At 70.7% G+C, this 23,558-nt stretch carries 26 protein-coding genes; 13 read left to right on the forward strand and 13 right to left on the reverse strand.

Annotated features, from left to right (window positions below; translation table 11 throughout):
• Positions 1-61 precede the first annotated feature (61 nt).
• Positions 62-313, reverse strand: coding sequence for a hypothetical protein (locus tag RCH12_RS11085; protein WP_327016901.1), 252 nt, complete (start codon positions 311-313; stop codon positions 62-64).
• A gap of 678 nt (positions 314-991) precedes the next feature.
• Between RCH12_RS11085 and RCH12_RS11090 the strand changes: the two genes are divergently transcribed.
• Complete coding sequence (locus RCH12_RS11090; RefSeq protein ID WP_327016902.1) at positions 992-1,474, forward strand: hypothetical protein; 483 nt, start codon at positions 992-994, stop codon at positions 1,472-1,474.
• Between the two features lie 53 nt (positions 1,475-1,527).
• Here RCH12_RS11090 and RCH12_RS11095 read toward each other — a convergent pair whose 3' ends face one another.
• Positions 1,528-1,800 carry a glutaredoxin family protein gene (locus RCH12_RS11095; RefSeq protein ID WP_103430065.1) on the reverse strand — a complete coding sequence of 91 codons (273 nt, stop codon included), beginning with the start codon at positions 1,798-1,800 and terminating at the stop codon, positions 1,528-1,530.
• Between the two features lie 146 nt (positions 1,801-1,946).
• Here RCH12_RS11095 and RCH12_RS11100 point away from each other — a divergent pair, with 146 nt between their 5' ends.
• Positions 1,947-2,204, forward strand: coding sequence for a hypothetical protein (locus RCH12_RS11100; protein ID WP_327016903.1), 258 nt, complete (start codon positions 1,947-1,949; stop codon positions 2,202-2,204).
• A gap of 78 nt (positions 2,205-2,282) precedes the next feature.
• Here the strand turns inward: RCH12_RS11100 and RCH12_RS11105 are convergent, their stop codons facing one another.
• Both RCH12_RS11105 and RCH12_RS11110 read right to left on the reverse strand, forming a co-directional pair.
• Positions 2,283-3,575, reverse strand: a complete 1,293-nt coding sequence (locus RCH12_RS11105; protein WP_327016904.1) for an MFS transporter — start codon at positions 3,573-3,575, stop codon at positions 2,283-2,285.
• Positions 3,576-3,827: 252 nt separating this feature from the next.
• Entirely contained in the window at positions 3,828-4,382 is a 555-nt protein-coding gene (locus RCH12_RS11110; protein ID WP_327016905.1) for a GNAT family N-acetyltransferase, read from the reverse strand.
• 394 nt (positions 4,383-4,776) lie between these two features.
• On the opposite strand from RCH12_RS11110, the gene RCH12_RS11115 reads away from it, so the two are divergent.
• Together RCH12_RS11115 and RCH12_RS11120 are read left to right on the forward strand one after the other, a co-directional pair.
• Positions 4,777-5,373, forward strand: coding sequence for a hypothetical protein (locus RCH12_RS11115; protein WP_327016906.1), 597 nt, complete (start codon positions 4,777-4,779; stop codon positions 5,371-5,373).
• Positions 5,370-7,046: an FAD-dependent monooxygenase gene (locus RCH12_RS11120; RefSeq protein WP_103430061.1), complete on the forward strand. Its 1,677-nt coding sequence runs from the start codon at positions 5,370-5,372 to the stop codon at positions 7,044-7,046. Before RCH12_RS11115 ends, RCH12_RS11120 begins: the two co-directional genes overlap by 4 nt.
• 9 nt (positions 7,047-7,055) lie before the next feature.
• Here the strand turns inward: RCH12_RS11120 and RCH12_RS11125 are convergent, their stop codons facing one another.
• Positions 7,056-7,484 (reverse strand): nitroreductase/quinone reductase family protein, encoded by a 429-nt coding sequence (locus tag RCH12_RS11125; protein ID WP_103430060.1) that lies wholly within the window; start codon positions 7,482-7,484, stop codon positions 7,056-7,058.
• Between the two features lie 278 nt (positions 7,485-7,762).
• Here RCH12_RS11125 and RCH12_RS11130 point away from each other — a divergent pair, with 278 nt between their 5' ends.
• The gene (locus RCH12_RS11130) at positions 7,763-8,725 is read left to right on the forward strand and encodes a hypothetical protein (RefSeq protein WP_327016907.1); all 963 of its coding nucleotides are present in this window, start codon (positions 7,763-7,765) and stop codon (positions 8,723-8,725) included.
• 39 nt (positions 8,726-8,764) lie between these two features.
• Here RCH12_RS11130 and RCH12_RS11135 read toward each other — a convergent pair whose 3' ends face one another.
• Positions 8,765-9,304: a winged helix-turn-helix transcriptional regulator gene (locus RCH12_RS11135; protein ID WP_327016908.1), complete on the reverse strand. Its 540-nt coding sequence runs from the start codon at positions 9,302-9,304 to the stop codon at positions 8,765-8,767.
• A gap of 62 nt (positions 9,305-9,366) precedes the next feature.
• Positions 9,367-9,771, reverse strand: coding sequence for a DUF1801 domain-containing protein (locus tag RCH12_RS11140; RefSeq protein ID WP_327016909.1), 405 nt, complete (start codon positions 9,769-9,771; stop codon positions 9,367-9,369).
• Between the two features lie 238 nt (positions 9,772-10,009).
• On the opposite strand from RCH12_RS11140, the gene RCH12_RS11145 reads away from it, so the two are divergent.
• Both RCH12_RS11145 and RCH12_RS11150 read left to right on the forward strand, forming a co-directional pair.
• Positions 10,010-10,987, forward strand: a complete 978-nt coding sequence (locus RCH12_RS11145) for an aldo/keto reductase (RefSeq protein ID WP_103430056.1) — start codon at positions 10,010-10,012, stop codon at positions 10,985-10,987.
• A 27-nt stretch (positions 10,988-11,014) separates the two neighbouring features.
• On the forward strand, positions 11,015-13,024 hold the full coding sequence (locus RCH12_RS11150) for a DUF2207 domain-containing protein (RefSeq protein ID WP_327016910.1): 2,010 nt from the start codon (positions 11,015-11,017) through the stop codon (positions 13,022-13,024).
• On the opposite strand, the gene RCH12_RS11155 is transcribed toward RCH12_RS11150, so the two are convergent.
• Positions 13,021-13,530: a GNAT family N-acetyltransferase gene (locus RCH12_RS11155; protein WP_103430054.1), complete on the reverse strand. Its 510-nt coding sequence runs from the start codon at positions 13,528-13,530 to the stop codon at positions 13,021-13,023. The two genes, RCH12_RS11150 and RCH12_RS11155, sit on opposite strands and share 4 nt — an antisense overlap.
• A gap of 109 nt (positions 13,531-13,639) precedes the next feature.
• On the opposite strand from RCH12_RS11155, the gene RCH12_RS11160 reads away from it, so the two are divergent.
• The 3 genes from RCH12_RS11160 to RCH12_RS11170 are packed head-to-tail and all read left to right on the forward strand — an operon-like array spanning position 13,640 to position 15,700.
• Positions 13,640-14,008 carry a GntR family transcriptional regulator gene (locus RCH12_RS11160; protein WP_103430053.1) on the forward strand — a complete coding sequence of 123 codons (369 nt, stop codon included), beginning with the start codon at positions 13,640-13,642 and terminating at the stop codon, positions 14,006-14,008.
• The gene (locus tag RCH12_RS11165; protein ID WP_327016911.1) at positions 14,005-14,919 is read left to right on the forward strand and encodes an ABC transporter ATP-binding protein; all 915 of its coding nucleotides are present in this window, start codon (positions 14,005-14,007) and stop codon (positions 14,917-14,919) included. The genes RCH12_RS11160 and RCH12_RS11165 overlap by 4 nt, the downstream gene beginning before the upstream one ends.
• 10 nt (positions 14,920-14,929) lie before the next feature.
• Positions 14,930-15,700 (forward strand): hypothetical protein, encoded by a 771-nt coding sequence (locus RCH12_RS11170; protein ID WP_327016912.1) that lies wholly within the window; start codon positions 14,930-14,932, stop codon positions 15,698-15,700.
• A gap of 24 nt (positions 15,701-15,724) precedes the next feature.
• Here RCH12_RS11170 and RCH12_RS11175 read toward each other — a convergent pair whose 3' ends face one another.
• Positions 15,725-16,459 (reverse strand): HAD family hydrolase, encoded by a 735-nt coding sequence (locus RCH12_RS11175; RefSeq protein WP_165788980.1) that lies wholly within the window; start codon positions 16,457-16,459, stop codon positions 15,725-15,727.
• A 189-nt stretch (positions 16,460-16,648) separates the two neighbouring features.
• On the opposite strand from RCH12_RS11175, the gene RCH12_RS11180 reads away from it, so the two are divergent.
• The gene (locus RCH12_RS11180) at positions 16,649-17,668 is read left to right on the forward strand and encodes an LLM class flavin-dependent oxidoreductase (protein WP_327016913.1); all 1,020 of its coding nucleotides are present in this window, start codon (positions 16,649-16,651) and stop codon (positions 17,666-17,668) included.
• Positions 17,669-17,936: 268 nt separating this feature from the next.
• A complete protein-coding gene (locus RCH12_RS11185; protein ID WP_103430048.1) occupies positions 17,937-19,808 on the forward strand; it encodes a GGDEF domain-containing protein in 1,872 nt (623 codons plus the stop codon).
• 30 nt (positions 19,809-19,838) lie between these two features.
• On the opposite strand, the gene RCH12_RS11190 is transcribed toward RCH12_RS11185, so the two are convergent.
• The 3 genes from RCH12_RS11190 to RCH12_RS11200 are packed head-to-tail and all read right to left on the reverse strand — an operon-like array spanning position 19,839 to position 22,084.
• Positions 19,839-20,816 (reverse strand): NAD(P)H-quinone oxidoreductase, encoded by a 978-nt coding sequence (locus RCH12_RS11190; protein ID WP_327016914.1) that lies wholly within the window; start codon positions 20,814-20,816, stop codon positions 19,839-19,841.
• A gap of 34 nt (positions 20,817-20,850) precedes the next feature.
• Positions 20,851-21,852 (reverse strand): DUF2332 domain-containing protein, encoded by a 1,002-nt coding sequence (locus RCH12_RS11195; protein WP_327016915.1) that lies wholly within the window; start codon positions 21,850-21,852, stop codon positions 20,851-20,853.
• Positions 21,845-22,084, reverse strand: a complete 240-nt coding sequence (locus RCH12_RS11200) for a hypothetical protein (RefSeq protein ID WP_103430045.1) — start codon at positions 22,082-22,084, stop codon at positions 21,845-21,847. The genes RCH12_RS11195 and RCH12_RS11200 overlap by 8 nt, the downstream gene beginning before the upstream one ends.
• A gap of 264 nt (positions 22,085-22,348) precedes the next feature.
• Between RCH12_RS11200 and RCH12_RS11205 the strand changes: the two genes are divergently transcribed.
• Positions 22,349-23,200 carry a hypothetical protein gene (locus tag RCH12_RS11205; protein ID WP_103430044.1) on the forward strand — a complete coding sequence of 284 codons (852 nt, stop codon included), beginning with the start codon at positions 22,349-22,351 and terminating at the stop codon, positions 23,198-23,200.
• A gap of 22 nt (positions 23,201-23,222) precedes the next feature.
• On the opposite strand, the gene RCH12_RS11210 is transcribed toward RCH12_RS11205, so the two are convergent.
• Positions 23,223-23,555: a DUF4190 domain-containing protein gene (locus RCH12_RS11210; RefSeq protein WP_103430043.1), complete on the reverse strand. Its 333-nt coding sequence runs from the start codon at positions 23,553-23,555 to the stop codon at positions 23,223-23,225.
• Between the last annotated feature and the right edge of the window lie 3 nt (positions 23,556-23,558).

Below are 23,558 nucleotides of genomic sequence, written 5' to 3' on the forward strand. Positions count from 1 at the left end.
CAGGAGTTATGCACGACGCCGGAGTCCGGCTGACCGGCCGGATGGGGCGGCGCAGGGGTGGTTACCGGCCCGCCAGCACCGGGAACAGCATTCCAGGCAGGTACGGCCAGAACAGTGTGAGGGCCAGAATGACCGGGACCAGGATGATCACCAGGACGCCCAGCGCGAAGGAGTAGCTGAGGACCACGGCCATCAGCTGCAATCCGACAAAAGCGACGGGCTCATCACGCACGTCGTGCACGTCGTCGAAGATCGTCAGCCCGTCCGCCTCCGGCGCGTTCCGCTCTGCGGTGTTGTGCTCTGTCGTGTCCATCTGTACCCCCGGGGGAAGACTACCGGTGCGTGGAGTGGTGCGGACGTTTCTACAGGTGACCCGGGGCCAGGGGATGCGCCGCGGGTTGCGGCTTTCGGGTGGCGTTGTCGGCTACCGCTCCAGGCGGCAACGAAGGTCAGCCGGCCACGGTCGCGGCCGGGTGCGATGTTGCGTTTACGGTACCCCCGGCCGGGGTGAGGTGCAACGGCGCGCGATGCGCCGGGCGGATGGGTGCGCCAGGTGGGGGCGGATGGGCCGAGTGGTGATCCGGGGGGTGGGGCTGGGGGCGTGCGGGTGAGCCGGCGAGATGCGGTATGCGGGTCAGGCGCCGCTATGCGGGTAGCGCGCCACCCGCATAGCGGCGCGTTGCCCGCGCACCTGGCCGCCGGCGGCCGGCTGGCGCGCGTTGCTGGGCGCGTTGCCCGCACACCTCGGCCACCGCATCCTGCCCGCGCACCTCGGCCGACCGCATCCTGCCCGGCAGGCGTAGCGGGCGCCCGCGGCGCAGGCGTAGCGTGGATCGGGAGGCCTGGCGCGGCGCTAGCCGGGCCGAAGCGTGGGCGCGGCGCGGCGTGGGCGCAGCGGGACGGTGGGATGAAACAGAGCCGCCTCGGGCCGGGCGCGGTTGGTGCCGCTCGGGCACCTCTCGCGGGGGCCGGCGCTCGAGGAGGAACTGAGATGGCCGTCAGGGAGGCCTTCACCGCCGAGGAATGGCAGGCCGTGGGGGCCGCGCCGTTTCTCGTGGGACTGTACATGGTGGGGGCGTCGCCCCGGGGGCCGATGGTGGTCGTGACGGAGATGCTGGCCGCGGAGAAGGCCGTGACGCTCGAGGCGCACCACCCGGACGCGCTGCCCATCGTCAAGGAAATCGACGCAGACCTGGTGGCCGAGGTACTCACCCGCGACCTCGGCGTGATCGACGGCGCTGCCGATGACCAGGCCCGGGTGCTGGGCGAGCTGGCCCGGGCACTGGCCCTGGTCGAGGCGCAGGCACCGACGATGGACTCGGCCTTCCGGGCCTGGCTGTTCCGGGTGGCCGAACACGTGGCGCGCACCGCCAGGGAAGGTACCCCGCCGGGTGCCGGGGGCAGGCGGATAAGCGGCGAAGTAGCCGCGGCGTTGGACACGCTGGCGGGGATGCTCGGGGTGCCTCGACGGTGACGCCATCCGCATGATGCCCCGCGTGCTGCCCGAACGCCGGCCGGGCCTGGAGGCTAGACGGTGCCGAGCTCGGTGAGCTTGGCGCGCACGTCGGCGTCGCTGGGCTCGACCATGTGGGTGTCGTCGGAGAACACGATCACGGGGATCTGGGTGCGGCCGCTGATTGCCTTGGCCCGGTCGGCGCCGTCGGCCACGGCCTCAAGGTCGACGTAGTCGTAGGCCACACCGAGGCCGTCGAGCAGCTTCTTCGAGCGACGGCAGTCGCGGCACCACTCGGCGCCGAACATGGTGATGGTGGCGGCGGCGGATGCGGTGGGTGCGGTCATCCGTCGAGTTTAGGCGGGTGTCGGCTGAGCGGATGCCGGGTGCCGGGGTCGCCGAGGCGCCCGCAGGAGTCACCGTGCGAAATAATACGCTGATCAGAGCGAAACTGTGGTTGACTCAGCTTAGGTTCCACCCAAAGGAGTACCCCATGAATCGCCCGAGCGCCGCCGTGATCGGTCTGGTCGTCAGTGCCGCGCTTTGTGTCGGGTTCACCGGGTACCTGATTCATGTGGGCCTCCGACCGGATGCGCTGAGCGGTTTCGCTACGCCGGCCGAGATCTACCTGGGTGGCGGCGGACTGCTTGCCGGCGTGTTGGGTCTGGCGGTGTTCCTCGGCCTGGTACTGCGGCCCGCTGAGCCGATGCGCGACCGGATGCCGGCCGACGACGAGACACCGCCCGCCTAGCCCGGGCCGACGACGAGACACCGCGCGCCGCGCTGGGCCGCGCCGGCCCCGGCGACCCGGCGACCGTTCAGAGTGTGGTCAGGGCGCCGTCGGTGCGGGCGCTGCGGTGAGGTCCGGTTCGTCCGCTGCGGCGGCATCCGCGGACCGGGGGCGTACCCGGGTGGCCAGCACCGGTGCGAAGAACACCACGAGCAGGCCGGCCAGCGGCACGAGGAGCAGCCCGTAGCGCAACTGGGAGAGGTCGGCGATGGCGCCGATGATGGGCGGCGAGAACAGGAAACCCAGGCGCAGCAGCCAGGAGACGATGGTGAGTCCGGTGCCGGCGCGGAAGCCGGGCAGCTCGTCCGCGGCGTGCATCGCGGCCGGGATCAGCGTGGCGACGCCGAAGCCGGCCAGGCCGAAGCCCACGACGGTGCCCGGGATCGACGGAAACGCGAGCGCCGTGCCCATGCCCAGGAACACGATCGCGCCGCCGGTGCGGGCCACGGCACGCTGGCCGAACCTGTCGACGAGGCCGTCGCCGAGCAGCCGGCCGATGAACTGCATGCCCTGCAGAGCGATGAAGCCGAGCCCGGCCACCAGCGCGGATGCGCCGAGAGCGTCGGAGAGATAGATGGCCGACCAGGACGCGCCGGCGTCCTCGACAACGGCGCCGGAGGCGGCGATCACCACGAGCGCGCCGAGCACCAGCCACTTGCCCCAGCGGCCGGCGGAGCGGGTGGGCGTGTCGGCGTGCGGTTCCGGGGCGGTGGCTTCGGGTTCGAGGGGCTCGGGGCCGGCGAGGAGGAACCGGTAGCTGTACAGCGCGAACAGGCTGAAGGTGACGGCGGACACGATGAGGTGCTGGCCGCGCGGAATGTCGAGCTGGGCGGCGGCGGCGCCGAGGAGGCCACCGGTGACCGCGCCGATGCTCCACACGGCGTGGAAGGAGTTGAGGATGGAGCGTTTGTAGAGCCGCTGCACGCGCAGGCCGTGCGAGTTCTGGGCCACGTCGGTGATGGAGTCCATGGCTCCGGCCAGGAAGATTCCGGCGGCCAGGGCAGCCCAGCTGGGGGCGATTCCGGCCAGGATCAGGCCCACCGCGGTGAGCATCGTCGAGACCACGGCGACCCGCGACGACCGGAACCGGCGGATCAGCATGCCCGCGGCGAGCCCGGCGATGAGGGCACCGAGCGGGAACGCCGCGACGGCGAAACCGAATTCGGCGTTGCTGAGTCCGAGCTCTGACTTGATCGCGGGATACCGGGGGATCAGGTTGGCGAACAGGGCGCCGTTCGTGAAGAACAGCATGGCGACGGCGAAGCGAGCGCGGCGCACGGCCACGTCGGGGCGGGCAGCGGTGCGTTCTGCGGAGCGGGCGGGAGGCGTCATTGCGTCAGCGGACTTTCTGGTGGTGGTGAGTGGTCGTGCGGTCCCGTTGGTGAGCGCGAGGCACGGGTTTCAAGCTTGGCACGGATGCCGGTGGCGCCGCACCCGGGCGAGTGTGGCGGCAGGTGTTGTGCTTCGGGGCAGGTGTTGGTCACGGCGGCACAGGTTGGAGCACGTGCCGCGAGAACAAAGGTGTGCCGCGAGGATCAAGGTGTGCCGCGAGGGTGGCCAGCGGCGCCGCCGGGAAGACCCGGCTCAGTCGAGGGGCAGCTCGAAGATGGTTTCCAGGCCGTCCTCGTCGTCCCATTGCTCGCCCACCTCGACGAAGCCGAACTGGGCGATGAGGGCCCGAGACGGCAGGTTGTCGGGACTGATAGTGGCCCGGACCACCGTGACGGCCGGCTCGATGCGGGCGCGTTCCAGCAGCGCGGTGAGTGCGGCGCGGGCGTAGCCCTGCCGCCGGTATGCGGCATCCACGGCGTAGCCCACCTCGACCATGCCGGTGTCGTCCGGCGGGCCGTGGTAGCCGGATTGACCGACGGCGAGCCGCCGGGTGGGGTCGTAGATGACTCGGGTGATCCAGCTGGCGTCGCCCGGCGCTGCGGCGAGCTGCCGGCTGCGGTACCGCCAGGTGTTGGCGCTGGCCGCCTGCACGAAGAAGGGACTCAGCTCCACTGCTGCCTGCTCGTTGGCCAGGTCGAGGTCCTCCTCGGCGAGGGCATCGATGGTGACCTGGCTCAACTGCACGAGGTGCACGGTGGGCGCCACGGTGGATGGCCACGGGTCGTCGAGCGAGGAGGTAGAGATCATGGGTCCTTCGAGGCCGTGCCGGGTGGGACTGCTGGTGGACGGGCCACCTGGAGGTTCGGGTGGCGAACGCGGTATCGACGGCGGCCGTGGCCACTCCGAGCACGCGCACCTGAGGCTACCGCTCAGCGCCGGGGTTTCTCGAGGACTTTCCCGGAGTTCGCTCAAGCGTGCACCGACATCGGCCCCGTGGACGCCTCCGGCCACCCGGACCCACGAAGAGGCGCAACTGTGCAGGCGCATCTGCTTACGCGGCGATTCCCGCGGCACAACCGGCACCCGTCCAGGTGCCCCGGTCGGGCCTTCCCCGAAACGGACCGGCTGCCTATGCTGGCACCGTCGGGGGACCGGCCGCCGGCGACGGTGGCTGCCGCTGGTATCGGGAGGAGCGACCATGATGAGCGAGAAACCGCCTCTTCCGCTGGGCCCGGCGGTGCGGGGCCTGGCCGCCTGCGTGGCGCGCACCGGTCTGCTGCTCGTGCAGCGACGCATCCACTTGCCGCGGGGCAACACCGGCAAGCGCCTGTCGTTCGCCGACGGTAGCCGCGCTGTGGTCTACCGCGAAACCGTGGTGGACCGCCCGGCCGCCCACACCCCGACGGTGTTGGTGGTGGGGTTTCGCCTGCGGCTGCTGCGCGGCCGGGCGCACCGCTGGTTTCGGGTGCAGAGCATCATGAACACCCCGCTGTTCGTCGGCTTTCCCGGCTACGTGTCGAAGCTGTGGCTGAGCCACGACATCAACGGGTTGTACCGGGGCATCTACGAGTGGGACGGCCCGGAGCTCGCCGAAACCTACGCCCGCACCCTGTGGCGGGTGCTCGCGCTGGGCAGCGAACCCGGATCGATCCACTACGCGGTGCTGCCCGGGGTGCACCGGGACGAGTTCCTGCGTGATCCGTACCGGTATTCGGCCGAGGCGGTCGGCGTTGCGGGGGACTGGTGGCGTCCGGCCGAGCCGATGTCGGCCAAGCGCCGGGTGCGCGAACCCGCATGACCGATTTCGACACCGATCTTCTGATTGTGGGTGCCGGCACCACCGGCCTCACCCTGGCGCTGCAGGCCGTCGACCACGGCGCCCGGGTGCGCATCGTCGAACGCCGGCCGGAGGCGTTCCGGCCGTCACGGGCGATGGTGATGCATCCGCGCACCCTCGAACTCTTACGTCCGCTGGGGGTGACGGATGCGCTGCTCGCGCTCGGCGACTCCGCACCGTCGGTGCGGCTGCACCTGCCCTCGCGGGTGGTGTCGGTGTCGATCGAGAAGCTTGATCTTCCGGGCACCGCGTTCCCGCACCCGCTGCTGGTGCGGCAGTCCGACGTGGAGGCCGTGCTGGCCGCCGCGCTCGCCGAACGCGGCGTGCTGGTGCAGCGCGGTGCGGAGGTGGTGCGGCTGGCGCGGCTGCGTCAGGGCGGTGCCCGGGCCGTGCTGCGCACCGCGGACGACGAGCCGGACGAGGACGTGCTGTGCCGCTACCTGGCCGGCTGTGACGGGCCGGCGAGCCTGGTGCGCCGGTCGGTCGGCGGATTCCTCGGCGGCGATTACGACCAGGAGGTGGTGCTCGCGGACGTGGAACTGGGCCCCGCAGGCGCCGGATCGCGGGCGGTGGCGCCGGTGATGCTCGAGACCGGGGTCGCGCATGTGGTCGTCGGGCGGCAGGGGCTGGTATTCCTGTTCAACATCGGTGAACGGGCCACCTGGCGGATGCTCGCCACCCGACGGGCCGGCGACGACCGGCAGCCGTTCGGCCAGCCGGGTCCGCCCGTGCCGCAGGAGCAACTGCAGCGGCTGGTCGACGAGGCCGGGCTGCCCGCGCAGATCACCGAGGTGGCCTGGTCTGCCCAGGTGCGGCTGCAACACCGGATCGCCAGCCGGTTCAGCCGGGGTCCGCTGTTCGTGGCCGGCGATGCCGCCCACGTGCACTCCCCGGCGGGCGCGCAGGGCATGAATGCCGGCATCCACGACGCCGTCAACCTCGGCTGGAAGCTGGCGTTCGCCGCCGCGGCCGGCCGGCGGCTGCCCGAGACGGCGGCCGCCCCGGGTGACACGCGGTCGGCCGGTTCCCTGGCCGCCCGGCCCGGTTCGGCGCTACTGGACTCGTACGCGCTGGAGCGTCGCCCGGCCGACCGGGCCGTGCTGCGGCTGACGCACGCCATGTATTGGGCCGAGGCGAGTCTGCATCCGTTGGCCCAGCTCGGCCGGGCGGTGCTGGTGCCCGTGGCCGGGCCGCTGCTGCCCTGGCTCACCCGGCAACGCCGGCTGACCGCGGTGGGCATCCGCACCCTCTCGCAGTTCCGGTTGCGGTACCGGAACAGTCCGCTGTCGATGGACGTGCGCGCATCACTCACCCCGGTGCGCGGCGGGCTGGCCCGGCGGGTGCTGCGGCCGGGCTCGCGGGTGGCCGACACCCTGGTGCGCTGCGAGGGCCGCCGGGTGCGCCTGCACGCGTTGCTCGCGCGGCCGGGGGTGCACATCCTGATGCAGGCAGACGCGCGACCGGTGCCCGAGCGGATGCTGGGCCCGCTGGTGCACAGTTACCGGCTCGACGACAGGCCAGGCACCGGCATGCTCGTCGTGCGGCCGGACGGCTACGTCGGGCTGCGGGCCCCGGTGCTCGACGAACCGCACCTTGCCGCGTGGCTGCGCCTGGTGGGGCTGCCCGTCCGGTGAGTGGCGGGTCTAGCTACGCACCGGTGCCTCGCAGAGTTCCAGCCTGAAGATCGGATGGTCGACCAGATCCGGTAGCTCGGCCAGGAACGGCCGGGCCCGACGGCCGAGTTTCTCGAGGTAGTCGGCGGCGACCTGGTCGTGTTCGAGGCCCCGCAGCTCGGTGGCCCGATACGGGTGACGGCGCCACCGGATGCGCAGCTCGCAGCGGCCGGCGACCCGGAGGTTGCGCACCCACTGGGTCTCGCCGCGGCCGGCGATGACATACCGGTCGCCCTCGAACCGGAACGGTGCCACCGGGGTGCTGATCTCCCGGCCACTGATGCGACCACGCACGATGAGGGTGGGGGTGCCGCAGGCCCGGGCGACCGGGTTGACGACGTGCCGCATGAAACGGCTGGGCGGCAGATAGCCGCGGCGACGGGTGGGCGTGCTGCTCAAGGTGGGCCTCCTTCAGTGTCCTCGGTGAGGGGCGCATCCGCCTCATGCCCGCCACGGTACTGCCGCCGCCGGGACCGGGGAAGGTGCCCGTGCGGTCCGCCCGCACCCCCAGCGAAACCACCCGATCGGGGGTATAACTCCTGCAGAGCTGTGTCCGCGGACGGGCCGCCCGCTGAAAACCGGGGCACCACCGGCCGGCCGGAAGAAATAGCAGGAGTTGTGCATCCCGCGGCTGATCGGGGGACTGTTTTCTGGCCGGGCAGGTCCTACGGTGAGGTATGGACTGGGTGGGCGACGTGGGGCGCGGCGAGTGGCTGCGCGAGCGGCTGGACGTGCGGTGGCGAAACATGCACTCCGCGGTGCCGCACGGTTTCGAAGCGTACGCGCGGGTGTTCCACCCCGTCACGATCGACCGGCCCGCCGGCACCGGCACCTGGGCGGGCTCCAACCGGGGGTTCGCGTCCGGTATCGACTACCGGAGCGTGCCGTGGGCGCGGGTGGCCGAGGTCGGGGGCACCACCATGCATCCGCTGGCGCAGTTCGGCCGGCTGAACCGCGGGGTGCCCAACGAGTACAACGAACTGGTGGATGCCGACGGCTGGCGATACTCCGAACCCGCCGTTGGCACCCTCGACGTGGCCGCACTCGCCGCCGTGGCCGCGCACCTGGCCGCTCACACCGGCACCCCGGATGCCCGAATCGCGGCCGTGTGGGAGGGCTGGGGTGGACTCGTCAGCGGTACCGGGGTCTCCGTGATCATGGTGAGCGACGATGAGGCGGCCGACCGCGCATCCGATCGAGCATCCGATCATGCATCCGATCGTGAGACTGAGGCCGGCGAGGCGAGGCTTCGGCAGGCGGCGCTCGCCGCGATGGTCGAGACCGACGATGCGAGGGGCCCCGGCCTGTTGCCCGCCGATGTGTCGTCCGGTGCTCGGCTGCGACTGCCCGGGCGGGACTATGTCTTGTTCGACGCGGGCGTCCGCCGGTTCGTCGACCCGGCCTGGCTGACGGATGCGCCGTGGACCGATTCGACGTGGCCGCAGTCGCCGAACCTGATCTGGCCGGACGACCATGCCTGGGTGCTGGTGAGCGAGATCGACTTCGACTCCACGGTGATCGCCGGTTCTCGGGCGCTCGTGGACGCGCTGGTCGCCGATCCCACGATCGAGGTCCTGGAGCTGCGGGAGGGCGCCGACCTCACCTCCGAGGGTGACACGGTCAACCGTCCGCCGCACTGACCGCAGCGCCGACCGCCGGCGGTTGACGGAGCCCGGCGGTCAGGGGTGCGCGGCGGCGAGGGGGCGGGTGGGGCCGATGTCAGGGTCGTTCTCGCCCGGCCCCGGCACGATGGCGATGTCGGCCAACGGCACCACCACGCCGGCGGCGGTGACGAACGCGACCGAGGTGGGCTCGCCGGTGTCGGCGTGCTGGTAGAGCCGGCTGGGGCCGTGTCCGGACGGCCGGTAGTCGTCACCCCACTGGGCGAGAGCGCCGAGCACCGGGAGCAGCGCGTCGCCGGCGGCGGTGAGGTGGTAATCGAAACGTTCACGGGCGCCCGGCTCGCGGTAGCCGCGGCGTTCGAATACCCCGGCGGCCACGAGCGAGCACAGCCGGGAGGTGAGGATGTCGGTGGGGATGCCGAGCACCCGTCGGAAGTCGCTGAACCGGGTGTGTCCGCGGAAACCCTCCCGCACGATCAGGATCGTCCACCGGTCGCCGAGCACCTGCATAGCGCGCGCGATGGAGCAACGCAGGTCGTCGCCGGAGCGTTTCGACGAGACGGGGTGCACACGAGCATCGGAGGGTCCCGTTGTCATGTGCGTATTCTACCTTTGGTTGGATTATCCAACCCAGCCCGTGACGGCACCGGGACCTCCGGTCACCGGGAGTCGGTGCTCTCCGCGAGCCACGCGCGCACGACTTCGACGGCCGCTGCACGTGTGCGCTCCAGATCGGCGAGATCGGTGACGAGCAGGCTCGCCCGGATATCGGAGTGCCAGGTGAGCAGGCCGTTCGGGTCGCCGGTGAAAGTGGATGCGGCATCCGGGTTCTCGGCGGTGGTCGCGCCCCGGTGCAGCACCAGCCGCACCCCATTTTTGCCCTGAGCGCTGATCGTGGCCTGGTCGACCCCGGCGAGCACAAAACTGGGGGAGTTCCACTTGATGTGTTCCTCTGCGGCCGGGTTGGCCTCCAGAACGAGCTGTCGCAGCGCCTGGATCACCGGCAGTCGTTCTGCGGGTTGCGCGGTGAGGTACTCCGCCACCGAGCGATATCGATCGACCATGAACGGAGCGTACCGCGGGAGTGCCGGCGCCGGGGGTCATCCGCGACGGCACAATTGACGCCGGCGCGCCCAGACGGTAGACCTTTGAGAAGGCCCAACCGGCCCGAGTGACCCATCCGCAACGCTGGGAGGACCTAGTGTCCGAAACGTTCATCCAGCGGCCCAGGGCCCGAAGATCCGGAACACCGGCAGGGGCGCCGGCCTCTAGGCGGCTCGGCTTCGCAACGAAGGGAACGCCATGAAATACGTGCGACTGGGCAGCACCGGCCTCGAGGTGTCGGCGATCACGCTGGGCTGTATGAGCTTCGGCAACCCGATGCGCGGCAATCATTCCTGGACGCTGCCGGAGGAGACCAGTCGCCCGCTGATCTGGCAGGCGCTGGAAGCCGGCATCACCACCTTCGACACCGCCAACGTGTACTCCGACGGCAGCAGCGAGGAGATCCTCGGCCGGGCGCTGCGGGACTTCAGCTCGCGGGACCGGTACGTGCTCGCCACGAAGGTGCACGGGCGGATGCGGCCGGGCCCCAACGGTGCCGGACTCTCGCGCCGCGCCATCCTGGCCGAGATCGACCACAGTCTCACCAGGCTGGGCACCGATCACGTCGACCTCTATCAGATCCACCGCTGGGACCCGCTGACCCCGATCGAAGAGACCATGGAGGCGCTGCACGACGTGGTCAGGGCCGGAAAGGCCCGGTACATCGGCGCTTCGTCGATGTACGCGTGGCAGTTCGCCAAGGCTCAGTACACCGCCGATCTCCATGGTTTCACCCGCTTCGTGTCGATGCAGGACCAGTACAACCTGCTCAACCGCGAGGAGGAACGCGAGATGTTGCCGTTCTGTCTCGATCAGGGCGTTGGCGTGCTGCCGTGGAGCCCGCTGGCCCGCGGCAAGCTCACCCGCGACTGGCATGAGACCACCGACCGCTCGGAAACCGACACCTTCGGCCAGACCCTGTACAAGCAGCAGGAGGAGGGCGACCGCGAGATCGCGGGCGCCGTGGCCCAGGTAGCCGCAGAGCGCGGGGTGCCCCGAGCCCAGGTGGCGCTGGCCTGGGTGCGCCAGCAGCCGGCCGTGTCCTCGCCCATTGTGGGCGTCACCCAGGCGCACCACCTCCTGGATGCCGTCGCGTCCGTGGACCTCACCCTCACCGCCGACGAGCTGGCCCGGTTGGCCGCCCCCTACCGGCCGCACACGCCCGAGGGCTTCTAGGCCTACGAGGTCACTAGGCTCGGGGGCGTGACTCGTCTCCTGAAGATCCTGTCCTGGCTCGTTGTCGCCTCCGCGATGGCGATCGGCGTGCCTGTGGCAGCGAACGCCATGGTGCCGGGCCCGGTGGCGGCCGCCGGGGCGACAACGGTCGGTTCGGCGGCGCCGTCCGGCGTTTCGAGTCCCAACGGGAGCGTGCGCGCGGCCGTGCCCGCCGACACCTCGGACTTCACCTTCGCGCTGTACGCGGGGGAGTACTACCTGGGCCGCGACAGTGCCGGGCACTCCACCCTGCGCACTGTCGAGACCTTCGTGGCCGAGTTCCCCGACTTCGACCAGAACCGCGGAATCATCCGCGCCATCCCCAACGACTATGACGGTGTGCCGCTGAACACGACGGTGGAGTCCGTCACCGATGCCCAGGGCGAGCCGGTGTACTTCGAGACCGAGATCAACGGTGGCTTCACGGAGCTCGCCCGCGGCACCGACGAGTTCGTGCGCGGCTCCCAGACCTACGTCATCAGTTACACCCAGCAGAACGTGGTGCGCGCGTTCGCGGACACCAACGACGACGAGTTCTACTGGGACACCAACGGCACCGGTTTCGACCAGCCGTTCGGTACCGTTGCCGCCCGCGTGCACGTCGATCCCGCGATCGCCTCCTTCCTGACCGGCGACAACGCCTGTTACACCGGGGCTCAGGGGGAGAGCGGTGATTGCCAGATCGTGCAGGAGGCAGACCCGGATGCCGCAAACCCGGATGCCGCCGCCCCGGTCGGCCAGATGTTCACCGCCGAGGCCGCCGATCTGGGCCCGGGGGAGAACCTCACCGTGGCCATCGGTTTCACGCCCGGCACCTTCGTGCAGGTGCCCGCCGAGGCGCGGTCCGACGCCGACAACTCGCCCGGCTTCGGTCCCTCGTCCGGCGTCGGCGGGTTCCCGTTCGGGCTGCTGGGCATGGCCATGCTCGGCGGGGTGTTCGTTCTCGCCCGGGCCTTCGCGCGCCCCCGCGACCCGAAGGGCGGCACCATCATCGCCCAGTACAGCGTTCCGGACGGCTACAACCTCCTCGAGGCCGCCGACCTCATCGGTCGGCCGAAGTCGGCCATGGCCGCGCAAATCGTGAGCTTTGCGGTGCGCGGCAATGTGCGCATCCTGGACTACCCGGTCAGCGCCGACGGCGGCGACTACACCCTGCAGCTGCTCCGCACCGACGGCGTCGACGACCAGGAGCTCGCCGTGCTCGCCACCTTCTTCCCCGGGTTGCCGGCTGGAGCGGTGTGCGAACTCGGGGTCACCAACGACCCGCTCGCCCGCGGGCTCAAGGTCGCCACAGCAGATGCGACGGTTCGCAACACCGCCCGTGGCTGGCGCGCTCGACCGCCCCTGACCAGGGTAAGGATCCGTCTGCTCGTCGGTCTGGGTGCACTGGTCGCCCTGGTCGTGGCAGTGCTCGTGATCGGCGACCCGCCCGCGATCTGGTGGTCTCCGTTGCTGCTCCTCGCCGCGTCCGCCGTGATGGTGGGCATCGTCGCGGGGAGTCGGCCGCTGCTGCTCACCGCGGCCGGCCTGGACCGACGCGACTACCTCGCCGGTATGAAGGTGTATCTCGCCCTGGCCGAGGCGGACAGGTTCCGCATGCTGCAGAGCCCGGATGGCGCCCTGCGAGTGACCGTGCCCCGCACCGTGACCGGGATGGAACCCGACGCCGCATCCACCCTCGACACCGTGGAACTGGTGAAACTCTACGAAAAGCTCCTGCCGTTCGCGGTGCTCTGGGGCGTGGAGAAAGAGTGGGCCGCCGAGCTCGAGGTGTACTACGAGCAGGCCACGACGACGCCGGACTGGTTCCTCTCGCAGAACGCGTTCAGCGGCATCCACCTGTCCACGGCCCTCGGCGGCATGGTCAACTCGATGAACACCACTCAGACACCCACGTCCTCGTGGTCGAGCAGCGGTGGCGGCAGCTTCTCCGGCGGATCCGGTGGCGGCGGCTTCTCCGGCGGCGGTGGTGGGGGCGGCGGTGGTGGTGGCCGCTAGAGCGGCTTGACCATCTCGATCTCCATGGCGCTGGAGTCCAGGACGTACTGCACCCGGTGCCCGGTCTCGGTGAACCCCCGGCGCAGGTAGGCGGCGCGGGCGCGGGCATTGTCCTCGTGCACGTGCAGGGTCAGCCGGTCGCCCTCGCCTCGGGCCCATTCCTGGATCGCGACGAGCAGGGCGTCGAAGACCCCGGCATCGCGGCCGCGGTGCTCCGGCGACACATACACGCCCACGAGCAATGCGCCGGTGGTCGCGTCGGGCACGTACCCGCCCATGGTGCCCACCCAGCGACCGGCGGGGTCGATCGCGACCAAAACCGTGCCGTGTTCGGCGGTGCCGCGGGCGGCGCGCATCCGCCATTCGCTGTCGGTGTGGCCGAGGGCGTCCTGCAGGGTCTCGCCGAACGCGATCGGGGTGTCCTGCAACATCTCCAGGCGCAGCGCGCGCACCTCACGCCAGTCGTCCACCCGTGTGGCGCGGATGCTGAACCCCTCGGTAATCATTCGCCGAGCTTACCCAGTCACGCGCGCGGGTCGCAGCGCCGGGGCCTTGCGCACGCCGCGGTCCTGTGGTTCATTAGTTAGGTAACTAACCACGGAGGTAATCGTCGTGATGGATGAGGGTCGACCGATCTTCCAGCAGATCGCTGAGCGGGTCGAGAACGACATCCTGTCCGGCGCGCTCAGCGAAGAGGGCCAGGTGCCCTCGACCAATGAATTCGCGATGTTCTACCGCATCAATCCGGCCACCGCCGGCAAGGGAGTGAACCTGCTCGTCGAGCAGGGCATCCTCTACAAACGCCGGGGGATCGGCATGTTCGTGGCCGCCGGTGCCCGGGAGCGCATCACGGCGCGCCGGCGCGAACTTTTCGTGCTGGAGTACATCGCCCCGATGCTCGCCGAAGCCGCCAGCCTGGGCATCAAGCCCGACCAGATCACCCAGCTCATCGAGAACCAGCTCAGCGAAAGGGAGACACGATGAACAGCCAGACCCCGGTCATCCAGGTGGATGGCCTCAGCCGCAGCTACCGGGACGTCGCGGCGCTGCGGGACGTGACGTTCAGCCTCCAACCCAACATGATCTGCGGGCTGCTCGGCCGCAACGGTGCCGGCAAGACCACCCTGATGCGGATGCTGACCGGCCAGGACTTCCCCAGCGCCGGCAGCGTGCGCCTCTTCGGCGAGAATCCGGTGGAAAACAGCACCGTCCTGCAGCAGATCTGCTTCGTGTCGGAGGCGCAGCGCTACCCCGACGGTTTCCAGGCCCGGCACGTTCTGGCCGGGGCCCCGTGGTTCTTCGCCGACTGGGATGCCGCGTTCGCCGATGACCTGGTCGGCAAGTTCCGGCTGCCGCTCAAGCGAGACGTGAAGAAACTCTCCCGCGGCCAACAGTCCGCTCTCGGCGTCATCGTGGGCCTGGCCAGTCGGGCCAGCATCACGATCTTCGACGAGCCCTACCTCGGCTTGGACGCCGTGGCCCGGCACACCTTTTACGACACCCTGCTCGCGGACTACGCCGAGCGGCCCCGCACGATCCTGCTGTCGACCCACCTGATCGATGAGGTGAGCAACCTCCTCGAGCACGTGCTGGTCCTCGACGAGGGCCGCTTGCTGCTCGACCAGAGCGCCGAGAGCCTGCGCGGCAGCGCCGCCGCGGTAGCGGGACGGGCCGGCGACGTCGACAGCTTCGTCGAGGGCCGCCAGATTCTGCATCGCGATACCCTCGGCGGCCTGGCCACCGTTACCATCGCGGGCCGGCTGACCGCCGCCGACCACCGCGCCGCCACCGCCGCGAACCTCGAGATTGCACCGGTGTCCTTCCAACAACTGATCGTCGACCTGAGCACCCGATCGGCGCCGGCGCCCGCCGTCGCGTCGGTCGTCCACGAGTGAGGAGCACACCATGACCGCCATCAGTACCGCACCTCCGGTGCCCCGCCTGGCAAGCCGGCACCGCCTCGTCAAGGTGATGCGGCTGCACCTGGTCAATCGCCTCACCTATGTGGGCATCCCCTGGATCATCACCGGCGTCGCCCTGTTCATCTCGATCGTGGTGGCGCTGTTGATCTCCGCGGCGGTGCCCGGGGCCGGCCGACAAGACGCCCTGCAGGGCATGAGCTACAGCTGGGCGGTGCTCTCGCCGCTCTGGTACCTCGCCGTGGTGGGCGTTCAGGCCGTGAGCGCGGTCTTCCCCTTCGCGCTGGGCTTCAGCATCACCCGCCGGGAGTACGCCCTGGGCACGCTGCTCACCTATGTCGTGATCGCGGCCTTCAACGCCACCGGCTGGGCCATCCTCACCGAGATCGAGCGGGCGATCAACGAGTCCGGCGTCGTGTTCCACCACTTCACGGCGCTCTGGCTCGGCGAGGTCGGTGCCGGCGCGGTGTGGCTCTCCCTGTTCACCCTGCAGATCCTGATCTTCGCCGTCACGTCGGCGTTCGCCGCCGTCTACGCCCGCTGGCGCTCACTGGGAATGCTGGTGCTCTGGGCGGCTGTGGCTCTGTCGGTGCTGGGACTCATCGCCTTCGCGGTCCTCACCGGCACGGCCCCGTCGATCATCGCCTGGCTGATGGGGATCAGCACCGTCAGCTTCTTCGCCGCGCTCCTGATTCCCGCCGCGCTGGCCTTCGGCCTCGGCTGGGGCGCCCTCCGTCGCGCCCCGCTGCGCGGGTAGACGCGGCGCCGGGAACCGCCGGAGTCAGGCCACCCCGCGGGTGCTGATGGGGCGGGTGCTCGGGTAGCGGAACGAGAGCAGGTCGGGCAGGTCGAGCACCGAGGTGACCCGACGGGTCTCCGGCACCCCGTCGCGCGGGGCGGGCGCCACGAGCACGGCCTCCATGCCGTGCGCCCTCGGGCCGTCGAAGTCGGCATCCCAGGTGTCGCCGACGAAGATCACCCGGGCCGGATCGGCCTCCGCTGTGTCGAGGGCCGCCCGGTAGATCGCCGAATGGGGCTTCCGAAAACCCACCTCGAGCGACGTCACGATGTTGGCGATGAGGTCGGTGGCGCCCATGGCCGCCAGCTGGCGGGGCACGACGGATGCGCTGTGCGTGTTCGAGACGATGGTGAGCGTGAAGCTCTGGCCCAGTTCCCGCAGCGTCTGGGCCATGCCGGGGATCAGCACCACCCCGCGCTCCCAGTCCGCCATGTTGCTCGCCGCCCCGGCGGCGATTTCGGTGGCATCGGGTTCCCGGCCGAGCAGCCGCACGAACGCGCGCCGCGACAGCTCCTCCATGGTGAACTCGCGGTGGTCGACGTCGGACTCGGCGTTGAGCTGGTGGAAGGCATCCAGCCAGGCATCGGCGGTCTCCTGCTCGGTGCCGCGCGCGCCGAAGGCCCGCATGCTCGCGTGCGTGTCGGCGTAGCCCTGGCCCGCGCGGGAGTCCGCGTAGTTGACCAGGGTGCCGAAGAAGTCGAGGAACAGATGCCGCATGTCCTCAGCTTGGCAGGGTGCGGGGCCTCGTCCGGCTAACGACCCGGCGCCGTTCTGCGGGTCACGCGCCGGTATGCGGGTGGCGTGCCACCCGCATACCGGCGCCTGCCCCGCGCAGCTCTGCCGCTGCGGCACAGAACCGCGGATGAGATCGGGAATACGTCATGGCCGGGGAACGCTGCACGAACCATGAAGAAGATCGGGTTCTTGTCCTTCGGCCACTACCAGGCGGTGCCGGGATCGCTCGTGCGGACCGCACCCGATGCCCTGCTGCAGACCGTGGAACTCGCGGTGGCGGCCGAGGAGCTCGGTGTGGACGGAGCGTCGGTGCGGGTGCACCACTTCGCACGGCAGCTCGCCTCGCCGTTCCCGCTGCTGGCCGCGATGGCCGCCCGCACCAGCCGGATCGAGCTGGGCACCGGCGTGATCGACATGCGCTACGAGAACCCGCTCTACATGGCCGAAGAGGCCGCGATCACCGACCTGATCAGCAACGGACGGCTGCAGCTCGGCCTCAGCCGCGGCTCACCCGAGACCGCACTGCGCGGCGCCGAGGCGTTCGGGCATCTGCCCGGCCCCGGCCAGAGCGACGCGGATGACGCCCGCGAGCGCACCGCACAATTCCGCCGCGCCATCGGCGGGGCCGGCATCGCTGCCGCGAACCCGCAGTTCACCGGGCACAGCAACCTGCTCGCCATCGAACCGCAGTCGCCCGGACTCTCCGAGCGCATCTGGTGGGGCTCTGGCAGTCGCGCCACCGCGAAGTGGACCGGCGAACAGGGCATGAATCTGATGAGCTCCACCCTGCTCACCGAAGACACCGGCGCCGACTTTGGCGACCTGCAGGCCGAACAGATCGGGATCTTCCGCCGGGCCTGGGCGGACGCCGGGCACCCCGGTACCCCGCGGGTGTCGGTGAGTCGCAGCATCATGCCGCTGGTCACCGAGCAGGACCGCCGCTTCTTCGGTCTGCGCGCGCAGGCCGACAACCGCGACCAGGTCGGCAACCTCGACGGCGGCCTGGCCCGGTTCGGCAAGAGCTACATCGGCGAACCCGACCTGCTCGTCGAGCAGCTGGCGCAGGATGCCGCGGTGGCGGCCGCCGACACCGTGCTGCTGACCGTGCCCAACCAGTTGGGGGTGGACTACAACGCGCAGCTGCTCGACTCTGTGCTGCGCTTCGTGGCCCCCGGCCTGGGCTGGCGGTGACCGGAGCGCGGCTCCGGTCCACGCACCGCCTCGTGTGCCCACACTCGTGAGAGCGCGACCCGTTGCACTGAAATCACCCGCGAACGGGGGCTCGGGAGAGCGCAGCACAGCCCCGGCGGCCGGTGTGGCGCTGCTAGGTTCGGAGATACGAGCAGTTTGGGGACTGAGCCGTGCAGGCACCTGGCGTACCAACACAGCACTTCCCGCTGAGACGAGCGGGCAGGACGCTCGGCCTGTGTCCAGGCGCCTCCCGGGCCTGTGAGTCGTCATGACGACCTTCGATGACCTGGTGGCCCCGCTCCCGGCCGGTGCCACGGTGCCGTCCGAAGAGCCGGCCTCCGACGCCCTGCTGGCCGCCGTCGACTCGGTGACCGATGGCATCGCCGACCTGAGCCTGGCCGACGGCGGGCGCGACCTGACCCTGCCCGGCGGTTTTGTGGAGCTCGTCGACCTGCCGAACCCGGCCTCCGACGAGGAGCTGCACCAGACGCCGCAGACGGCCGGTCTGCCGGCCTCGCTCGCCCGTCGTTCCACGATCGAGAGGCTGCTCGCCGAGAGCGCCCAGGCCAATCAGGACGGCCAACACCATGCCGGCGCCGCGCAGGCCGAACAGGTGCTCGCCGACCCGTTCATCACCCCCGGCCAGGAGGCCCGCGCCCGACAGCTGCTCTCCGGCCACCGGCTGCGGTTGGGCGAGTTCGAGGCATCCGTGCGGCACGGTCTGCTCGCCCTGGAGTACCTCACCGCCAGCGGTGACCTGCTCGGCCAGTCGATGGTGCACTGCACCCTCGCGCTCGCGTTCCACGAGACCGCCCTGGAGGAACCCGCGCTCGGCCACGTGCTCGGCGCCCTCGAAGCCGCGCGGCTCTGCGGCAGCCGCACGGCGGAGTTCTGGGCGCTGTCGCGGTCGTCGATGGTGCACCAGGCCCTCGGCGACGCCGATCGCAGCATCGAGCTGGGCCGGCAGGCGCTCGCCCTGGCCGACACCCTCGGTGACCCGCAGGCCGAGTTCGCGGCGCGGAACAATCTGGGCGACAGCTACTTGGAGATCGCCAGGGCAAGGCGGGCCAAGGGCGACGACGCGCAGGCGGCCCTGACCGACGGGATCGCCATCATCCGCGCGGCCGTGGCGCGGGCGGTCGAGCAGGGTCACGCGTTCGACGAGACCATCGCCCGTACCAACCTCGTCGGGTTCCTCATGGAGCGCGGCGAATACGCCGAAGCGCGCCGGCAGGCCGGCCGGTCCAAGACCATCGCCGTCACCAACGGCTACCGCAACCTGGCCGTGAACAACGACTCCCAGCTGGCCGAGGTGGCCCAGGCCGAGGGCCGTGTAGACCTGGCCTGCGCCATGATGGACGCCCAGCTCGCGGACCCGTCGGTGGCCGAGGACGCGGCCCTGAACGTGAAGCTGCACAGGTCGCTCTACGAGATGCACCGGAACGCCGGCCGGTTCGAGCAGGCCCTGCACCATCACGAACGGTTGCACGTGCTGATCCTCGGGCTCACCAGGCAGACCGCCGGGTTGCAGTCGCGGATGCTGATCAACTCGCTGGAAATCGAACAGGCCCGCCACGAGGCGCAGCGTTCGCAGCTGGAAGCGGAGATGCAGCGCATCCGCGCCGAGGAGCTTGACCAGCAGGCACACACCGACCCGCTCACCCGGCTGCCCAACCGCCGGGCCCTCGACCGGCAGCTGCCCGAGATGATGCGCCTCGCCCGGGAACGTGCGGAACCACTGTGCGCGGTGATGGTCGACATGGATCACTTCAAGCGGGTCAACGACGAGCACGGCCACGCGGCCGGCGACCGGGTGCTCACCACCATGGCCGAGATCCTCGGCGAGTCCACCCGCGACAGTGATCTCGCGGTGCGGGTCGGCGGCGAAGAGTTCCTGTTGGTGCTCGGCGACACCACCCTCGACCAGGCCGCGCAGATTTGTGAGCGCCTGCTCGGCGAGGTGCGCAACCATCCGTGGGGCGCGGTCACCGCGGGGCTTCGCTGCACCGCCAGCGTGGGGGTGGCCCTGCTCAAACAGGGGGAGAGCGTCTCCCGCTGGCTCGGCCGTGCCGATGCCGCCCTCTACGAGGCCAAGGCCGCCGGCCGCAACCGGGTCGAACTCGCCGCAGCCCGGGCCTGACGAAAAGCCCCACCCGAACACGGCGTCTGGTCAGGGCACCAGCACGATCTTGCCCACGTGGGCGGATGCCTCCAGCCGGCGATGCGCCGCCGCCGCGTCGGCGAACGAGAACCTGCTGTCGATCACCGGTTTCAGTGCGCCGGAGTCCAGCCACGGCCATACCCGGCTGAGCAGGTCGGCCATGATGGCCGCTTTCTCCACGGCGGGCCGGGCGCGCAGCGTGGTGCCCCAGTAGCGGCCGCGCTTCTGCATGAGATGGAACGGGTTGAAGACGGCGTCCTCACCGCTCTGGTTGGCGATCACCATGATGGTGCCGCCCAGGGCGAGTGCCGCCACATTGCGGGCCGCGTACGAGCCGCCCATGATGTCCAGGATCACGTCGGCGCCGTGCCCGCCGGTCGCGGCGAGGACCTCGGCCACGAAGTCCTGCTCGCGGTAGTTGATCAGCACCTCCGCGCCGAGCTGCCCGCACACCGCCAACTTCTCGGCGGAGCCGGCCGTCACCAGGACGCGGGCGCCAGCCAGTCGGGCCAGCTGGATCGCGGTGGTGCCGATTCCGCTGGCGCCGCCGTGCACGAGCAGGGTCTGGCCCGCCGTGAGTCCCGCGCTCATGAAGACGTTCGACCACACGGTGGCCAGCGCCTCCGGCAGCGCGGCGGCGTCGATCAGGTCCACGCCGTCGGGAACCGGCAGGGCCAGGTCCTGATGCACCACGGCCTCGGTGGCGTAGCCGCCGCCGGCCAGGAGGGCGCAAACCCTGTCGCCCACGGCGAAGCGGGTGACGGCGACCCCGATCTCGGTGACGGTGCCGGAGACCTCCAGGCCCGGCCACTGCGGCGCGCCGGCCGGCGACGGGTACAGGCCCATCCGCTGCTGCACATCGGCCCGGTTCACGCCGGCCGCGGCTACCGCGATACGGATGTCGCCGGCGCCGACGACCAGGTCGGGGACGGTATCGAGGGTGAGGGCGTCCGGGCCGCCTGGGGTGTGGACCACGAGTGCACGCATACCGCCATCTTAGAAGCGGCGCCTGCGGGCAGACCTAGCCGGCGAACCAGTCGAGGGTCTGTCCGTGCGCACCGCACCGGGCCAGGGGCCGGCCGTCGAGGGAAACTGTGAAGTCGCCCGGCACCGGCGTCTCGGGCAGCAACGCGTCCACCCGGGGCAGCACCCCGACGCCGTCCAGCGAGATCCAGCGGCCGAAGCCGGTCACGGCATCCGCGAAGGCCGCCCGCTGTTCGGGGGCCAGGTAGACCAGGACCGCGGGACTGACGATGACCAGCGGCACCCCCGCCGGCGCGCGGGCGACCAGCGCCTCGAGGTCGTGGGCGGCGTCCCCGCGCACGAGCAGCGGCGGGTCCCGCCGCACGATCGAGATCGCCGCATCCAGTCGCCGGCGGCGCTCGGCCTGCTCGGGCCAGACGAGCGTCTCGAGCCAGCGCACGTCCTCAGGGTCGTGCACGTCCAACGGGTTCAGATCGAGACCGGCGCGCCAGAGCACCTCGGGCGGATGCTCCAGCAGCGGCACCGGCCCGGTGGTCTCGGCAGGCAGCAGCACCGGGCTGGGTCCGTCGGCCGGATCCACCCGCCGACCAGAGTAGTCGTAGCTGTACCGGTCCGGGTAGAGACAGAGTCCCGCGCTGGCGCCGACCTCGATCAGGGCCACCCGCGGGCCGATCGAGGCGAGGATCGGCATGACCGCGGTGAGGCGGCGGGGCTCGTTGGTCTGGGTGGCGCGCACTAGCGCCTCGGCGGCGACGGCCGGCCAGTGCTCGAGAAGCCAGCGGCGGAACACCGGATAGCCCGCCAGCGGTGCGCCGAGCAGACGTGCGCAGGCGAAGACCAGGTTCGGCTGGCGCTTGGGCCGGGGCAGAGCGATGATCCGCGCCAGAACCTCGGCATCGTCCTCGACCCCGCCTGCCCAGTCGGCGTAGAGCCCGGACTGGCCCGGAGTCTCGAACAGCCGGAAGCGCCGGTACCAGTCGGCGGTCTTCTCCAGGTCGAGGGCGCGCTGCTCGACGGGCGTCCGGGAGAGGTCAGGCACCGGTGCGGATGCGCTCCAGGAGCAGGGCGAACAGCAGGCTGGAGCGCTGCTCATCGTTGATGATGTCGATGAGCTCGAGCACGGCCGCCCGGTCGGGCTCGGGGGAGTTGGCGACGTCGACGTCGTTGATGCTCTCGATGGCCGCGATGAGACGGTCGGCGCTGGTGGGAGCCCCGGTCGGAGCTGCGGAGTGACCGGCGGCGGCCTGCGGAGTGTGATCTGTGGTGGGCATCTTTTTACGCTACCCCACAGGACAATCTGAGCTCACCGCGATGGGTGGTGCTAATAGCCACCTGGCCAGGCATTCTGGCCGCCAGTTGGGCACATTCAGGTGGCAGTGTGGCGCTTGTTCACATGGCTTTGGCAGGAAAAACTGAGGTTCCGTTCAGGGAGTTTAGGCAGGCTAGGCCGCTTGCCCGCGCCGATTCTGCGCGCGTGGGCCCACCCATCAGTGAGCGTGCCCGATGGAGCGCACCCCGACACGACCTGGAAGTCTATGCGCCCCGAAAACACTCAGAACGCCACGCCCGCAATTCCCAGCACCACCAGCACCCGCGCTGAGCGCAAGAACCGCCGCTCGCGCAGCAAGCGCCTCACCCTCCTCGCCGGAGGCCTCGTGCTCGCCGGGGTCGTGACCGGCACCGGTTTCACCGTGCAGTCCGCCGTCGCCGACCAGCAGCAGCAGGCCCAGCAGGAGCGCGACGACCGTGCCGCCGCCAAGGCCGCGGCCATCAGCAAGACCCACCTCGCCGCATCCGTGGCCCTCGTCGACGCCGACACCGCGCTCGAAGCCGCCGCGAACAAGGTGGATGCGTCCGCCCTGTCGGCCACCTCCAGCACGCTGGCCGGCTACTACTCGATGCCGCTGTCCGAGGTGAGCGAGCTCACCACCCAGGCCAAGGAGCAGACCGCGACGGTGCAGGCCGCCGCCGTGGAAGCCGACCGGGTGGCCGTGGAGGCCGCAGCCGCTCAGGCCGCCGCCGACGCGCAGGCTGCCGCCGACGCTCAGGCCGCCGCCGATGCCGTGGCCGCCGGCAACACCCCCGCCGGTGCGAAGGCGACCGCCGCGAGCCTGGCTTCGTCGCGGTACGGCTGGGGCGAATCCCAGTTCTCCTGCCTGGCTCAGCTGTGGCAGAAGGAATCCGAGTGGAAGTACACGGCCTACAACGACAACGGCGGGGCCACCGGCATCCCGCAGGCGCTGCCCGGCAGCAAGATGGCCTCGGCCGGCTCGGACTGGGCCACGAACGCCAGCACCCAGATCGCCTGGGGACTCGAGTACATCAACGGCTCCTACGGCACCCCGTGCGCAGCCTGGTCGCACTCGCAGGCGATGAACTGGTACTGATCAGCCCGCGCCTTGGCGCCGGTCAGGCCCAGTAGTTGTTCTGGTACAGGAAGATGATCACACCCAGTTCCAGGGCCAGCAACAGGTAGCCCACCCACAGCGCCGCGTAGGCGAAGGTGCGCCCGCTGGCCTGGCCGCGCGCGATGCGGGACAGCGTGACATGGCCGAGCACCACCCCGATCACCGGCAGGATCAGCGCCAGAATGAAACTGAGCACGGCCAGGGCGCCCGTCGCATCCGGGTCCGGGTCGACGGCGGCCGCTGCGGCGTTCTGGCGGATGCCGAACCTCAGCAGAAAGACCAGCGCGATCGCGCCGCCCACGATGAGCACGATGGTGAGCGGATAGGTGCCCATGCG

The organism is Cryobacterium sp. MP_3.1 (assembly GCF_035984795.1).
GTDB lineage: Bacteria > Actinomycetota > Actinomycetes > Actinomycetales > Microbacteriaceae > Cryobacterium > Cryobacterium zongtaii.